Below are 16,031 nucleotides of genomic sequence, written 5' to 3' on the forward strand. Positions count from 1 at the left end.
CAATCGATAAGCTTGACTAAACTTCATTCTTACCTTTAGTTAATTTTAATCCTGTTTTTACCTAATTTTAGTTTCAACCAATAAGTGTGTTTAAAAACCAAAAGTCTGACTTATTGCATACAACGTCTAGTATAAGAATAGTAGCGGGTTTATAAACACTAACTTTTCGGATTAGACTTGACTATAAATATAAAAAAGCGATTTCGATTAAGCACCGAAACCGCTATTATTTTTATACATTGTTGTACGCAGTTTTATTCTGTCAGCTTTTTCCAAAAGACGATTTTGTCATCTCCTTTTTCATAAAATTCTGGGATTACAGCTTGTTTAGTATAATTACATTTGATGTAAAATTCTCGCGTTAATTCAAACTCTGGTTTTCCTGATGTTTCCACAATCAAAATTCGGTTACCATTTTCTCTTAACTCGTTTTCAATGTATTCCATCATTTTTTTACCAATACCATTTCCTTGTTGGTTTTTATTGACAGCTATTGCATAAAGGTTGTAAGTTCCTTCGGTTAACCTTTCTGGTGCACAGTAGCCAATCGAAATGGGTTTCCCGTTATCTATTGTTGTAAACCAAATATCTGTTGATTTTTCATTGTTGAGATAATCACTTATCATATCATCGAGCAAGTAAGAAGGAAACAATTCGCTTGAATCAAGTACTTTCTTTAATTCTGGAATATCTTGTTTCTTTACTTTTCTAATTTGTCCACTCATTTTCTTTGTTTTGAACACAAAGTTAAAGTTGATTTATGGGCTATGATTGTAAGATTCTGCTATTGTAGGCTTTTGATGGACTTACACCCAAAACATTTTTAAAGGAATTAGTCATATGGGCTTGGTCAAAGAATCCGCTTTGCAGAGAAACTTCCGTTAGGTTAGTATTATCATTCAAGTACAAGTTGATTGCTTGTCGTAGTTTGTTCCAAACAAGGTACTTTTTAATTGAAATTCCGATATGCTCTTTGAAAAGGTGTGAAAGCCTACTATCTGATAGAAATACCTTTGAGGTCAGTCCCGAAATGAGATTTTTGTATTCAAGTTCATTTTCTTCTATGAATTTAATGCTTTCGATAATTCGCTTGTCTGTTGGTGTTTTTAAATCTCTTGTTTTTGTAAAAATATTAAGTTTCGTCAATAACTCATTTTTCTCTGGGAACTTGGTTTTCACGAAAACACCATTTTGAAATGCAATTCCCTCACTAGCCAAAAAATCGGACAAATGGGAATTATGGCTTTCTATCATTAGTATTTTGACTGAACAGTTATTTGAAATGACTTTATGTTCGGTATTCGCGTCAACAATGGCAAAAACTAAATTTTCATTAATCTGTCCATTAGATTGTAATGAAAAAGTGCCATTAATTGCATTTATTATTTCGACAACAGGATGCGAATGGTTTTCCGTATTCAGTTCATTGAATTCGAAACTATAAATCCCTTTTTTTATGTCAAAATCAAAAATTTTCATTGAAAGATTTAGGTTATCTTTAATTGCGTACAACGTTTGTATATACAGTAATGCAGTATATCTGCATTTATGCCGTTGTTGTTTAAATGTTTGTTTTATAGTTCTTTGTTGTCTAGAAATGTATCTAACGGACTTTTAATTTTTGCAAGAGATTTACTAGAAACTCGTGTGTAAATCTCAGTTGTCTTACTGCTACCATGACCTAAAATATTTTGAATATATCGTAAATCAATACCTTGTTCTAACATATGAGTCGCGAAAGAATGACGTAACATATGAGGCGTAACATTTTGTGTTATTCCTGCTCTTAAAGCTGCTCTTTTTAAAATTTTAGCAACACTGCTACTACTATATTGTTTTCTGTTAATTCCTTCAATCAACCAATAATTAGGTTTAAATTCATCTAAATACAAGCGATGTAATTTTTTCATATGTTCAGCAAAAATTGTAGTCCTATCCTTGTTTCCTTTTCCAGACCTAACAAATATAAGATTTTTGTCATATAAAATGTCTTCTTTTCTTAAGTTCAATAATTCACTTATTCGTAATCCAGAAGAATACAGTAAGGCTAGAATAAACTTGTGTTTTAAATTATCAGAATGCTTAAGTATGGCAAAAATTTGATTTTCACTTAATACTTTAGGTAACTGTTTTGGTTTTTTAGGTCGTTCTATATAATATGTTTTTCGATCTTTTTGTAAAATTTGTTCAAAATAAAACTTAATAGCATTTATAGCTTGATTCTGAGTACTAATAGCAACTTTTCTTTTATGGATTAAATAATCTTGAAAATTACGAACATCATTGTCCGTTGCTTCTTCAATAGTTTTTGGATCAAGAAAATTAATGAACTGTTGTAAAAAAGAAGTGTAAACTTTTATGGTGTTCTTACTGTATCTTTTTCTTTTTAATGTTCTTTCGAAAGTTTCAGGAATTGTTTTGTCTTGTTTTTTTGATTGAAGAGGAAGTTGAATCAAATTTCTTACAGAAATATTATTTTCTCGTAATAATTTAATGAGAGTATTTAAGTTATTTTTCGAATGTAATAAATACCATGTTTTTAAACTTCTGCTCCAAGTGGAACCTTTTAGGGTTTTTATTAAATTAATGATTTTAGTATCGTACGGAAATTGAATCGCAATTTGTGATTCGTTTTTGTATGTAATTCCTTTTAAAATTACAACAGTTTTAACTTTCATAACATTCTTTTTATAGCACAGCTAAAATAATAATTTAAATGAAATTAGTTTAAAATGAATGTGATACGGAAGAGTTGTGGTCTGAAGAATAAAATGAGTGAAATAAAAAAAAGTCTAACATTTCTGTTAGACTTTTTTGCTCCCCCTCTTGGGCTCGAACCAAGGACCCTCTGATTAACAGTCAGATGCTCTAACCAACTGAGCTAAGGAGGAGTTTGCGACACAAGATTTGTGTTTTGCGAGTGCAAATATAGGATCATTTTTTAATTATACAAACCATATTATATGTAATTCTTTTTAGTTTTTATCAGAATAATTAAACAGATTAAAAATGAATAAGATACAAAGCGAAAAAAAAGATGAGGTTTTTTAAAAGTAAAAAGGCATAAAAAAAGTTCAACATTTCTGTTGAACTTTTTTGCTCCCCCTCTTGGGCTCGAACCAAGGACCCTCTGATTAACAGTCAGATGCTCTAACCAACTGAGCTAAGGAGGAGTTTGCGACACAAGATTTGTGTTTTGCGAGTGCAAATATATAATCATTTTTTTATTCTACAAACTTTTGTTGAAAAAAAACGATTTTTTTTTTAATTAGTGTCTCAAAATTAAAATCTTAAAATTAAAGAATGCTATTTTACTAAAAGTTGTACTTTTGTATTAGTTATTCTTATTACAGAAAAGTACAATTGTTTTATATGGACAAGTTTTCGTTCTTAAATGCAGCACACATCGGTTTTATTTCAGATTTGTATGAACAATATCAGAAAAACCCAGACGCTGTTGAACCAAGTTGGAGAAGTTTTTTCCAAGGATATGATTTAGCAAACGAGAATTACTCGTTAACTGATGAAGAAGAGATAGAGATTCCTGAAGAAGTTCGCAAAGAATTTCTAGTAATCGATTTAATAAATGGATATCGTACTAGAGGACACCTGTTCACTAAAACGAATCCTGTAAGAGAGCGTAGAAAATATACGCCAACCTTAGATTTAGTAAATTTCGGATTAACGGATCAAGATTTAACAACGGTTTTTAATGCCGGACAAATTTTAGGTATTGGACCGCAAACGTTATCTGTAATCGTTAAGCATTTACAAAACATCTATTGCGATAGTATTGGTGTTGAGTATATGTATATCAGAAATCCAGAAGAAATCAAATGGTGGCAAGATCGTTTGAATAAAAACGACAATCACCCAAGTTATAATTTAGAGGAAAAGAAATACATCTTATCTAAATTAAATCAAGCCTCTACTTTCGAAAGTTTTTTACAAACAAAATACGTAGGTCAGAAACGATTCTCTGTTGAAGGAGGAGAAACTCTAATTCCAGGTATTAGTGTGGCACTTCGCGATGCTGCTGAAAAATACGGAGTTCAAGAGTGTGTTTTAGGTATGGCTCACCGTGGTCGTTTAAATACATTAGTGAATATCTTTAAAAAACCTGTTCGTGATTTATTTAGTGAGTTTGAAGGTAAAGACTTCGAAGATGAAACTATCGATGGAGATGTAAAGTATCACTTAGGTCTTACCTTAAGTAAATCGTACAGAGGTGGCCAAGAAATGAAAATGAACTTAGTTCCTAACCCTTCTCACTTAGAAACTGTAGATGCGGTTGCTGAAGGAATTGTTAGAGCTAAAGTTGATTTAGATTATGATGGAGATGATTCTAAAATTCTTCCAATTTTAGTACATGGTGATGCTGCAATCGCAGGTCAAGGTATTGTGTATGAAGTTGTGCAAATGGCACAATTAAACGGATATAAAACGGGAGGAACAATTCACGTTGTAGTTAATAACCAAGTTGGTTTTACAACGAATTATTTAGATGCTCGTTCTAGTACATACTGTACAGATGTTGCAAAAGTAACATTGTCTCCTGTATTACACGTTAATGCAGATGACGTAGAGGCAGTTTGTCACGCAATGCAAATTGCTGTAGAATACAGAGCGAAATTCAAAAAAGATGTATTTATTGATTTATTAGGATACCGTAAATATGGTCATAACGAAGGTGATGAGCCAACATATACTCAACCTAAATTATATCAATTAATCAAGAAACATAAGAACGCTAAGAAGATTTATGTAGAAAAGTTATTACAAGAAGGGTCAATAACTGATGCTTATGTTAACCAAATTACGGATGAATTCAAAACTCATTTAGAAACTGAATTTAATGAATCAAAGAAGAAAACTACTTCTAAGATTCAAGATTTCATGCCAGATGTTTGGGATGGTTTTGTACGAAGGCAGTTAGAAGATATGTTACAGCCAACAGACACTACTTATTCTGTTGATGCATTAAAAGATATTGCAAAAGTGATTTCTTCAACTCCTGAAGGACATAAATTTCTTCGTAAAGCCGAGAAAAATATTCTTGAGAAACGTAGAAAAATGGTTTTTGAAGATAATAAGTTAGATTGGGGAACTGCTGAAAACTTAGCCTACGGAACTTTACTAGAAGAAGGATTCGATATTAGAATTTCAGGAGAAGATGTAGAAAGAGGAACGTTCTCACACCGTCATGCAATTTTACGTGATGAAAACACTTTAGAACGTGTTAACTTATTAAACACAAATACTAAGAATAAAGGGAACTTCACTATCTACAACTCTCATTTATCTGAATACGGAGTTTTAGGTTTCGATTACGGTTATGCAATGGCTGCACCAAATACTTTAACAATTTGGGAAGCACAGTTTGGTGATTTTGCCAACGGAGCACAAATCGTTTTCGATCAATATATTTCTTCAGCAGAAGACAAGTGGAAGTTACAGAACGGATTAGTAATGTTATTACCTCATGGATACGAAGGTCAAGGACCAGAGCATTCATCAGCAAGAATAGAACGTTTCTTACAATCGTGTTCTACAGATAACTGGACAATCGCAAATTGTTCTACACCAGCAAACATGTATCACATTTTACGTCGTCAGATGAAACGTGAGTTCAGAAAACCTTTAGTGGTATTTACTCCTAAGAGTTTATTACGTTTACCAGCTGCAGTAAGTACAATTGAAGAATTAGCTGAAGGAACTTTCCAAGAAGTAATCGATGATACAATCGATACAGCTAAAGTGAAGAAAATGGTATTCTGTACGGGTAAATTCTATTACGATTTATTAGCGGAACGTAATGAATTAGGTAGAGAAGATGTTGCTTTAATTCGTGTTGAGCAATTATTCCCATTGCATAACGACAAAATTAAAGAAGTTATGGATAAGTATCCAAACGTTGAAAGTTATGTTTGGGCACAGGAAGAACCTAAAAACATGGGAGCTTGGTCGCACATGTTAGAGCGTTTTGAGCACGCAAGATTAGAATGCGTTTCAGATGCATACAGAGCTGCTCCAGCTGCAGGTTCTAAAAAACGTTCAGAAGAGCGTCACAAAGCAATTATTGCTAAAGTTTTTGATAAATAAAAAAGAATAAAATAAATTTCAGATATAAAAATAAATACTGATGGTTTTAGAAATGAAAGTTCCTTCTCCGGGGGAATCAATTACAGAAGTAGAAATAGCAACTTGGTTAGTTGAAGATGGAGACTATGTAGAAAAAGATCAACCAATTGCCGAAGTTGATTCTGACAAAGCTACGTTAGAATTACCAGCGGAAGAAAGCGGAATTATCACTTTAAAAGCAGAAGAAGGAGATGCAGTAGCAGTTGGTGCTGTAGTTTGTCATATCGATATGAGTGCTGCAAAACCAGAAGGTGGAGTAGAGAAAAAGGATGATGCACCAAAAGCTGAAGAGAAAAAAGAAGCGCCTAAAGCTGAACCAGCAAAAGATACATATGCAACAGGAACTGCGTCGCCAGCAGCTAAGAAAATTTTAGCTGAAAAAGGAATTAGTGCAGCTACTGTTAAAGGAACAGGGAAAGACGGAAGAGTTACTAAAGAAGATGCGGTAAAAGCTGTTCCATCTATGGGAACTCCAGGAATGGGAGCTCGTGGTTCTGAGCGTAAGAAATTATCGATGTTACGTAGAAAAGTTGCAGAGCGTTTAGTTTCTGTAAAGAATGAAACGGCTATGTTAACTACGTTTAACGAAGTTAATATGAAGCCAATTTTCGATTTACGTAACGAATATAAAGAAGCTTTTAAAGCAAAACACGGAGTTGGTTTAGGATTCATGAGTTTCTTCACATTAGCTTGTGTAAGAGCATTACAAATGTATCCAGCTGTAAACTCTATGATCGATGGTAAAGAAATGGTTTCTTTCGATTTTCAAGATATTTCAATTGCGGTATCTGGACCAAAAGGTTTAATGGTTCCTGTAATTAGAAATGCTGAAAACTTAACGTTTAGAGGTGTTGAAAGCGAAGTAAAGCGTTTAGCGATCAGAGCTCGTGAAGGTCAAATTACTGTTGATGAAATGACAGGAGGTACTTTCACTATTACAAACGGTGGTGTATTTGGATCTATGTTATCTACTCCAATTATTAATCCTCCACAAAGTGCGATCTTAGGAATGCATAATATTGTGAACAGACCAGTTGCAGAAAACGGAGAAGTTGTTATTCGTCCGATTATGTATGTAGCTTTATCTTACGATCACAGAATTATTGATGGTAAAGAATCTGTAGGTTTCTTAGTTGCTGTTAAAGAGGCTTTAGAAAATCCTGTAGAGTTACTAATGAACGGAGATATTAAGAAAGCTTTAGAAATGTAATTTTTTTATAGCGAATATAAAATCAGAAAGTCCTATGCCTAAACAGTGTAGGATTTTTTTTGTCACATGATTAACCAAGAAAATGAAACTACAAGACCAAGAAACTGCTACAACGAAAAGAATAGAAATATTAGATGTGTACAGAGGATTCGCAATTTTCGGAATTTTTGCTGTGAATATTGTAATCATGAATTCTACATTTTTAAATCAAGATGAATTCGCTTTACAATGGACTTATAGTATAGACACTATTACGCAGAAAGTTTTACAGTTATTCTTTTATACTAAGTTCTTCCCAATTTTCTCTTTATTATTCGGTTTAGGAATTTCAATGCAAGCGATTAAATTGGCTGAAAAAGGGAAGATGAGTACTACATTTTTTGTGAGAAGAATGTTCTTTCTTTTTTTATTTGGAGTATTACATATCAGTTTACTGTGGTCTGGAGATGTATTAAATATGTATGCTTTTTTAGGGTTATTAACGGTGTTTTTTATCAAGAAATCTAACCGACTGATTTTAGGATTATCATTATTGTTTTTACTCTTTCCTTTTTATGATTTAGTATTTGAACAGATATTCTACACCGTGGGTTTTAATCCAAGTCAATTTTTAAAAGATCATTCAGGAGAAACAGTTAGTAAAATAATTAAAAGCGGATCTTACCTAGAAGGTATGCAATTACGTTTTTCAGAATATGGAGCGAATTTTCCTATGTTAGTCGGATTTCTAGCGCCAATAGCTTTATCAATGTTTTTATTGGGATTGTATCTTGGTAAAAATAAGATATATGAATCTCTAGAAAGTTTTATAATTAAAATTAAAAAACCAGTGCTAATTATAGTTGTTATTTCTAATGTATACCGAATATTGTTTCTTTATGTTTTCGTGAAACTAAATGTTTATAAGATTGAAATCGTAAGACAACTTTTTATAAAGTTTATGGTGATTTCTGATGTGATTATGGGATTGTTTTATTTATGGATTATAGGTTGGTTATGGTATAAAACCAAATTCAGAAAAATATTATCCCCTTTAAAGTACGCGGGTAAAATGGCATTAACAAATTATCTAATGCAAAGTTTTATTGGGTTGTTATTATTTTCATCCGTAGGTTTTTCATTATATGAAACAATGAGTCCGTCTTTAGCTTTTTTAACAGCAATATTAGTTTTTGTATTTCAGATTATTATAAGTAAAATCTGGTTGTCTTATTTTAAATTCGGTCCGTTAGAATGGCTCTGGAGGTGTTTAACGTACAGAAAGCTTTTCAAGTTAAAAAAGGATGTAAATTAAACAGGATATGATCATATTTTTTATATTTAACCTGTCACCCTAATAAATCCGTTTTTAATGCACGCTAAGCATTTGTTTTTTGCTTTGTTTATTCTATTGAGTATCATAGATGTTTCTATGATTTATTTTGATTTCAAAGAGTTTTTATGGCTACCTCGTGGTTTAAGTTTAACTGCAATTGTTTTGCACGGTTATTTTTCAACCAAACAAGTTCACACTAGTTTTTGGCTATTGTCATTCTTTATTGTACTTACCGGAGTTTTGTTTTCTTTAAATGCCTATACATTAATAGGGATGTGTAGTTTGTTAGGATTACGATTGGCCTGGCTAAAACTATTATTAGATACAAATACGAAGATTGATCGAGAGATTTTTTTGAAAGTTTTTAGCATAACAACAATGTTTTTTGGTGTTGTTTTATATCTCTTATATGTAGATACAATTTTCTATTACCTCTCTATAGGAACTACACTTAGCTTAATCGCTTTATTAGCTGTCTCATTTTCGTTATTTACTAAAAAAGGTGGAGCTTTCGGAAATAGAGAAATGCTATTTTCTATCATTATTTTTATTATTTCTGATGCGCTTTCAGGTTCAAAAAAAATCACAGGAACTTCAATGTTCTTTATCATTTTAAGTGTAGTGTTATACAATACAGCATATTATTTTTTGATGAAAGCTGTGATGAAAAATGCTAAAAAATAATAATTACTTTTTCGAAAATTTAATCTTCAAACTAGGAAAAGTAACATTGTCTATAACCGTTGTAGATGAAATTTTATAGGCGTAAATAGAATCTTTTATTGTTTTTTCTGAAGTAACAAAATCGTAATTAACTTTAATTTTTTCAATAGAATCTGATACAATAATAATTTGATCAGTTACATGAATATTTTCAATTTTACCATCTTTACCTGAATTGATTTCTAATATTTCATTTTGAGATAATTCGTGTAGTTGATTGACTATATTTTCTTCAAAATCAGGATGTGTCCTTTTTAGTTGCAGTAGTTCAAAATAACGATTAAACTTTTCAGAAATAACTTCACTATTCGTAGTTTCTAAACTAGAAGTTTCTGTGTAACTTTCAGCAACGAAATCATAGGTTTTATTCATCTCTTTATTCGCACAAGCCATAAATAATAAAACTAAAATTATGTAGAGGAACTGTTTCATTGTACAATAAATTTAAGTTTTACAATCTTTCCATTATCAATAACCTTATCTAAAATCTTTAGTCTTTTTAAGGTTTTAGTTGGTGTAGAAATTAGTTGAATAAAGTTCAATTTTGAATATACTTCTACACCTAAATTATTGCCGTAAAAGCGGTAAATTTCAGCATTATTGGCAATCAATTTGTCTAAGTTCTGTTTGTGAGCTTTCCAGTCTTTAATATTGTTATTAGCATAATAATCTAACATTAAAGAATAGTCATCAGAAGCGATTCTTACTTTACTATGATTGTTAGATAAAATACGACGCGTAATGGTATCTGTTTTATGATAGGGAGAACTCACTACGAAAGTGATTTCCTTTGCTGTAGTTTTATATCGAAAACAACCTAAGCTATCAGTTTTAAAATCTAAAGGAGATTCTGTTTTAGATAATACAGTAATATTTAAATGAGATTTGGTAATCGGCACATCTGTAATTTGATCAACAAAACAGAATACAAACTCATTAGTTCTAGGTTTAACTAAGTTCCATCCGATAATACCAATTAAGAGAATTAAAATTCCGAAGAGTATAGGTTTTTTAGGAATAGTGTTACTTCTTTCTTTTTCATTTTTAGTGATGAAGTCATTCCAGTTTTCATAACCAACATACTTACTTAATAAATTTAAAATATCAATTCTTGGTAACTTATCAGAAGTATTCTTGCAGTAGGTATAAAACCATTTTTCACTTACTTTTCCTTTTACTTTAGCGAATAAATCTTCTTGAAAAAGAACAATGTTTTCTCCTTTCCAATCTTCTATTTTTTTTGGAGCACTATGTGTGCTTAAAAAAGTAGCAACAAGCTCTTTTTTAAGTAACTCAAAGTGATAAGATGCAGTTTTCTCCAAAGTTTTAATAGCGTTTTTGATCTTGTAAAATAGTTTACAAAGCTTTTACAAGTGTTTTACAAGGCTAAGTATAGCAACAAAAATAGGTTTGTAAAACGAATTATTAAATATAAAGTTATGAAAGTTTATTCAATCAAAACCCAATTAAAATTGTTGATGCTGTTTTTATTGTTATCACAAGTTTTTGCATGCAGCGACAAATCTTCATCTTATAATGAGAATATCAGTGTTTCAGAAAGCTTTGCTAAGGAAAGTGATTTGAAAGCATTTTCTTCTACTGAGGGAATAAAAAGTAAACCGACTTCAGAAGATATTCAAAAACAGAAGTTAAAAATCATTAAAAAAGGAGAGTTAAAACTTAAAGTTAAAGATGTAAAAGAAACTACCGAACAGATAAAAGTTCTGATAGGAAAATACAATGCATATGTTTCAAATTTACGATATGAAAATACATCTTATCGTCATCAAAATAATCTCACAATAAAAGTACCTAAAGCTCATTTCGATGCTTTAATAGATTCGATAAGTACTTATGCTGAGGTTTTAGATTATGAAAATGTCAGCACACAAGATGTTACTGAAGAATATTTAGATATTGAAACTAGATTGGCGACAAAACTACAGGTTAAAGAACGTTATGAAACAATATTGAAAAAGAAAGCAAAAACAGTAGAAGATATTATTTATGCGGAAGATAAGCTAGGATATATTCAGGAAGAAATTGAAGCCGCACAAGGACGATTAAAATACTTGTCAAACAGAGTTGATTTTAGCACCATTCAAGTAATTCTATATAAAGAAATCACCTATAAAGGAACAAAAATAAAAGGTAAAAATTTCGGAAGTAAATTTATTGATGCACTTTCTTTTGGTTGGACTTTCCTTGAAAATTTAGTGTTAACTCTAATACATATTTGGCCAATAATTGTATTAACAATTGTGGGAATTTTGCTATACAGAAAAAGAAAAAAGTAATTTGAAAGTAAGTTTTAATGGCTTGTTTTTATATCAGAATGCTAGTTTACAAATAATTGTAAGTGTTTCACGAAGAATTTTAAGGGTTACAAAAAGTATAGTCTTATTGTAGTGAAATAGGATTTAACTTGTAGTCAATACTTATTTTAATTAACCAAAATCAATAATTATTATGAAAAAACAGATTTCAAAATTAGGTAAAGCTTTAAGTAAATCAGAGCAAAAAGAGATTAGTGGAGGTATTAATCATCCAGAAACACGTTTTATGTGTCATTTCTGTCTAGGTGAGTGGGTAGTTTGGAATAACATAGGTCATTGTTTCTTAAGATTCGATTCACCTTGTTATAATGATAATTAATTTAACTGGTTTCAAGTGAGTTTTTTACAGCTAAATTTTATTTTCTATTTTTATAAGAAACAATCAAATTATGAAACTAGGAGCATTCTCAATTAGTTTAGCTGTAAAGAGTTTAGAAAAGTCAAAAAACTTCTACGAAACCATTGGATTTTCAGTTTTTGCTGGATCTATGGAACATAATTATTTAATTATGAAAAATGGAAATTCGTTAATAGGATTATTTCAGGGAATGTTTGAAAATAATATTCTGACATTCAATCCGGGTTGGGATGAGAATGCCAATATTGTTGAAGATTTTGATGATGTAAGAACGATTCAAAAACATTTAAAAGAGAATCATATCAAACTAGAAAAAGAAACAGATGAAACTACAACTGGTCCTGCAAGTATAGTTTTTTTCGATCCAGATGGAAACACAATCTTAATTGATCAACACGTATAAAGAAAAATACCTCTCAATTTGAGAGGTATTTTGTTTTAGTTATTTTTTGATCACTTTTTTAATGGTAGATTTTCCATTTAAAGTTACTCTACAGAAATATATTCCGCTAGCTAAATTGCTTTGAGTTTCATTCAGCTTAAACTGATGAATTCCAGAATTAATATTGGTATTCACTATAGTTTGTGAAGCACCATAAATCGAAATAAATTCTATTCGTACAGCAGCTTTTTCTTTAGAGTTAGTAATTTCTACAACAGAGTTTTCATTTAAAGCATTAGGATAAATTAATACTTTGTCTTCTATGAAACCTTGAACAGGAATACTGTTTCTAGAGGAAAGTGTATTCGGATTTTGATCGTACCAAGTTCCGTTGTAATACCAACCTTCAGAACATCTAGATAAATCAGCTGTTTGAGAACTTCCATTATTACTGAAAATTACATTTGCGCAATTGGTATCGGTAAATGTATAACTATACCAACCGTTTACTTCTGTTTGCATACTTTCTCCAGGCCAAGATGTAGTTAAATTAGATGGAGATGTATTCCAGAAGTAAATTTCAGGATCGCTAAAAGAATCCGATTTAAAGTATACTTTTAAATCATTACTATTAGGTTGTTCATCATACCAAGTTCCGTTTAAATACCAACCATCTCCACAACGTTGTAAATCGGCAGTTTGGTTAGCTCCATTATTGCTGAAAATTAAGTTGGTACAATCAATTCCATCAAAAGTGTAAGAAAACCAACCATTTCCAATATCTGTCATGTTTTCTCCAGGCCAAGATGTAGTTAAAGAAGCTGGATTTGTATTCCAGAAATAGATACTAGGATTTGTAAGATTTCCTTTATAATAAACTGTCATACCACTCGATTGCTCAGTAAAAGTATATGTTTCTGAAATGATGTTAGAGGCTAAACCTTCTGCATCAAAAGCAACTGCTTTTACAGTTGTGTTTGTTATGATACTTATCGGACCGTTATAAAGAGGAGAAGAATTTGTTGGTGTAGAATCATCTACAGTATATCTAATTACTGGGTTCGGATCACTACTATCTATAGCAGTTAAACTAACTTCAACTGTTTCTCCTACAGTATATTCACCACCAACTGGACTTACCGATAAACTTGGAGCTTGATTTCCTGTTGTACATGGAACAGGCATTTGATTATCTAATAACAAATCTTCTGTTTGTCCACCACATTGATTGATAATGTAATTTGTGCTCAATATTCCTGGGAATTCATATTTGTACCAGCCTTCACAACCTTCACCTAAAGGAGTCATTTCTACTCCAGGCCAAGCTACATTTGGTAATACGTTTGGTTCTTCTAGCCAATAATAAACTTTAGGAACTTCGCCGCAATCAGAAAAAGCATACAGTGTAAATCCATCAATTTCACCAATAGAATATTTTCTAGTAATTACAGATGATAATTCTCCGTTTGCATTCTGAGCTACGATTTGCACGTCTACGGTTTCAGTAAAAGTTACATCGCCACTATAAACCGTCCAACTGTTTAAGTTGTCTGTACTTAAGTTTAAGTCAGTAGTGTAATATATCGTCGGATTTGGATCGTCTTTATCCGTTGCTGAAGCTGTCATTGTTATAGTATTTGGATCATAACTGCTTTCAGGTGTAACTGTTAGCGAAGGTCTGTTTGTAGGATTTGTTTCTTCTATTAAGATGATTCCATTGCTATGTGCATTGAAAGTCACAGATCCGTTTGAAACTGTTGCTACAGCTTCTGTATAAAAGTCACGTAATTCAGTTCCATTAGGAAATAGAGAAGATACATTCACTGAAGTGTTACCTGATGCACCTACAACAACTACAACTCTATCATCATTTAATGTTCTTGAAAATGTATACGGACTACTAGATAATCTTTGGTGAGTTCCTCCACCAACTGCTAAGTGATTTCTTCTAAATTGCCCTAATCGTTGCCAGTGGTTTTGAACATTGGTGTTTATATTATTCCAGTTCATATAAGAACGAGTTCCTTGTTGTGGATCACCACCTTGCGGACCTTCAGGTCTTCCCGTTTCATCTCCGTAAAAAATTTGTACAGATCCAGGTGCTAATAATAAGCTAGTTCCCCCATTAATTAAATTTCCTCTGTCAAATAAAGAAGTATCATGAGAAGAAATATAACTTAAAGCATTCCAATCTGAAGCTGAATTGATCGAGTTTGCATAATTAGAATAAATATTTTCTAAATCGTTTATATTTCCAGCTCTTCCTTGAAAATCAAAGTTAATTAAACCATCGAATCCATTATCGATATGATATTGAGATCTTCCGAATCCGTAGCCAAAATTTTCTCCAACCATCCAGAATGGTAAATCATCTATTTTTTTAGTCGGGTTATTATTTTTCCAATCTTGTAAAGCAATTACAGCCTGTTCTTTTAAAATTCTCCATGATTCTCCTTCTACATGTTTTTCAGTGTCAACTCTAAATCCATCAATTCCATATTCTCGAACCCAGTCAGTTAACCATTTTACGAAGTGATTTCGTACTGTTCTACGATATCCAGTTCTGTTAAAAAAGTCATTTAGTTCTGATTGTTCTTGCGCTAACTTACTTGAAGACCATTTTCTAAGTAGAATAGGAGGTAATCCAACTTCAGAGTTAGATTCGGTAACAATATCTGGTAAACCTGCTAAAGTTTGTGTGAGTTCGTCACCACCAGGAGATGGATAACCAGGTAATCCTGCACGCATCCAATCACCAGACCACCAATTTCCCCAGTTATTACAACTGTTAGAATAGTTAATAAATAAATCGTGAATACTTGCCCAAGTTTGCCCATTTGAAGGTCTCCAACCTTTCCAGTTATCGTTTACACAACCAAAATTGAATTCTTGCATGTCGTGTAGCGTGTTGTAACCAACATGATTCATCACTACATCCATAACTAAACGAATACCGTGATCGTGTGCTGCATCTACAAAAGTTCTAAACTCATCTTCTGTACCAAAGTTAGCATCCATTTCTGTCCAGTCTAATCCGTAATAACCGTGATAAGCATAATGTCTAAATCCTCCATTTTGACCACCAGAAACCCATCCGTGGATTTGTTCGTACGGAGCAGAAAACCAAATGGCATTAACTCCTAAATCATCAAAATATCCTTCATTGATTTTTTGAGTTAATCCTACAAAATCTCCTCCATAGAAATTACCAACTTCATCAAATCCATAATCGTTTCCATTTCCATCTTTTCCTCTTCCATAAGATTGATCATTGCTTGTTTTTCCGTTTTCAAAACGATCTTGGATTACAAAATATACAGTAGAGTTATCCCAACTAAATGGTTTATCTCGGTTTTCGTTTTGTCCCGCTACAAAAAGACTGAATAGCAAGAAAAAACTTATTAAAAGTGTTCTCATTTGTTTTAATTTTTAAATAAAAGGTTAAATAGGAAGATGCTATCTAAAAAGTATTTGAAAACGTCATTCTGAATTTATTTCAGAATCTCATTTATCTGATTGTCAATTATAGTGAGAAAAAGAAACAAGTTCAGTTTGACGAAATAATT

13 protein-coding genes and 2 tRNA genes are annotated in these 16,031 nt (G+C 31.7%); 7 read left to right on the top strand and 8 right to left on the bottom strand.

Features of this window, described 5'->3' with window-relative positions:
• Window positions 1-254: 254 nt before the first annotated feature.
• From Q1A15_RS09110 to Q1A15_RS09130, 5 genes are all read right to left on the bottom strand, one after another.
• Window positions 255-725: a GNAT family N-acetyltransferase gene (locus Q1A15_RS09110; protein WP_299622154.1), complete on the bottom strand. Its 471-nt coding sequence runs from the start codon at window positions 723-725 to the stop codon at window positions 255-257.
• 40 nt (window positions 726-765) lie between these two features.
• Window positions 766-1,479 carry an AraC family transcriptional regulator gene (locus tag Q1A15_RS09115; RefSeq protein ID WP_299622157.1) on the bottom strand — a complete coding sequence of 238 codons (714 nt, stop codon included), beginning with the start codon at window positions 1,477-1,479 and terminating at the stop codon, window positions 766-768.
• Between the two features lie 95 nt (window positions 1,480-1,574).
• On the bottom strand, window positions 1,575-2,678 hold the full coding sequence (gene xerA, locus Q1A15_RS09120; RefSeq protein WP_299622160.1) for a site-specific tyrosine recombinase/integron integrase: 1,104 nt from the start codon (window positions 2,676-2,678) through the stop codon (window positions 1,575-1,577).
• A 139-nt stretch (window positions 2,679-2,817) separates the two neighbouring features.
• A tRNA-Asn gene (locus Q1A15_RS09125) sits at window positions 2,818-2,891 on the bottom strand.
• Window positions 2,892-3,099: 208 nt separating this feature from the next.
• Window positions 3,100-3,173 (bottom strand) — tRNA-Asn (locus Q1A15_RS09130).
• 199 nt (window positions 3,174-3,372) lie between these two features.
• Between Q1A15_RS09130 and Q1A15_RS09135 the strand changes: the two genes are divergently transcribed.
• From Q1A15_RS09135 to Q1A15_RS09150, 4 genes are all read left to right on the top strand, one after another.
• The gene (locus tag Q1A15_RS09135; protein WP_299622163.1) at window positions 3,373-6,102 is read left to right on the top strand and encodes a 2-oxoglutarate dehydrogenase E1 component; all 2,730 of its coding nucleotides are present in this window, start codon (window positions 3,373-3,375) and stop codon (window positions 6,100-6,102) included.
• A 40-nt stretch (window positions 6,103-6,142) separates the two neighbouring features.
• Entirely contained in the window at window positions 6,143-7,351 is a 1,209-nt protein-coding gene (gene odhB / locus Q1A15_RS09140) for a 2-oxoglutarate dehydrogenase complex dihydrolipoyllysine-residue succinyltransferase (RefSeq protein ID WP_299622166.1), read from the top strand.
• A gap of 82 nt (window positions 7,352-7,433) precedes the next feature.
• Window positions 7,434-8,645: a DUF418 domain-containing protein gene (locus Q1A15_RS09145; RefSeq protein ID WP_299622171.1), complete on the top strand. Its 1,212-nt coding sequence runs from the start codon at window positions 7,434-7,436 to the stop codon at window positions 8,643-8,645.
• A gap of 57 nt (window positions 8,646-8,702) precedes the next feature.
• Entirely contained in the window at window positions 8,703-9,350 is a 648-nt protein-coding gene (locus tag Q1A15_RS09150) for a hypothetical protein (RefSeq protein WP_299622175.1), read from the top strand.
• 3 nt (window positions 9,351-9,353) lie between these two features.
• Here the strand turns inward: Q1A15_RS09150 and Q1A15_RS09155 are convergent, their stop codons facing one another.
• Window positions 9,354-9,821: a hypothetical protein gene (locus Q1A15_RS09155; RefSeq protein ID WP_299622178.1), complete on the bottom strand. Its 468-nt coding sequence runs from the start codon at window positions 9,819-9,821 to the stop codon at window positions 9,354-9,356.
• Window positions 9,818-10,711 carry a hypothetical protein gene (locus Q1A15_RS09160; RefSeq protein ID WP_299622183.1) on the bottom strand — a complete coding sequence of 298 codons (894 nt, stop codon included), beginning with the start codon at window positions 10,709-10,711 and terminating at the stop codon, window positions 9,818-9,820. The genes Q1A15_RS09155 and Q1A15_RS09160 overlap by 4 nt, the downstream gene beginning before the upstream one ends.
• Window positions 10,712-10,828: 117 nt before the next feature.
• Between Q1A15_RS09160 and Q1A15_RS09165 the strand changes: the two genes are divergently transcribed.
• The 3 genes from Q1A15_RS09165 (at window position 10,829) to Q1A15_RS09175 (ending at window position 12,486) form a co-directional block, all read left to right on the top strand.
• Window positions 10,829-11,686: a DUF4349 domain-containing protein gene (locus Q1A15_RS09165; RefSeq protein WP_299622187.1), complete on the top strand. Its 858-nt coding sequence runs from the start codon at window positions 10,829-10,831 to the stop codon at window positions 11,684-11,686.
• Window positions 11,687-11,858: 172 nt separating this feature from the next.
• On the top strand, window positions 11,859-12,044 hold the full coding sequence (locus tag Q1A15_RS09170) for a hypothetical protein (RefSeq protein ID WP_299622190.1): 186 nt from the start codon (window positions 11,859-11,861) through the stop codon (window positions 12,042-12,044).
• A gap of 70 nt (window positions 12,045-12,114) precedes the next feature.
• Window positions 12,115-12,486, top strand: coding sequence for a VOC family protein (locus Q1A15_RS09175; RefSeq protein WP_299622194.1), 372 nt, complete (start codon window positions 12,115-12,117; stop codon window positions 12,484-12,486).
• A 39-nt stretch (window positions 12,487-12,525) separates the two neighbouring features.
• Here the strand turns inward: Q1A15_RS09175 and Q1A15_RS09180 are convergent, their stop codons facing one another.
• Window positions 12,526-15,882, bottom strand: a complete 3,357-nt coding sequence (locus Q1A15_RS09180; RefSeq protein ID WP_299622198.1) for a starch-binding protein — start codon at window positions 15,880-15,882, stop codon at window positions 12,526-12,528.
• Between the last annotated feature and the right edge of the window lie 149 nt (window positions 15,883-16,031).

It is taken from the genome of uncultured Tenacibaculum sp. (assembly GCF_947495995.1).
Lineage (GTDB): Bacteria > Bacteroidota > Bacteroidia > Flavobacteriales > Flavobacteriaceae > Polaribacter.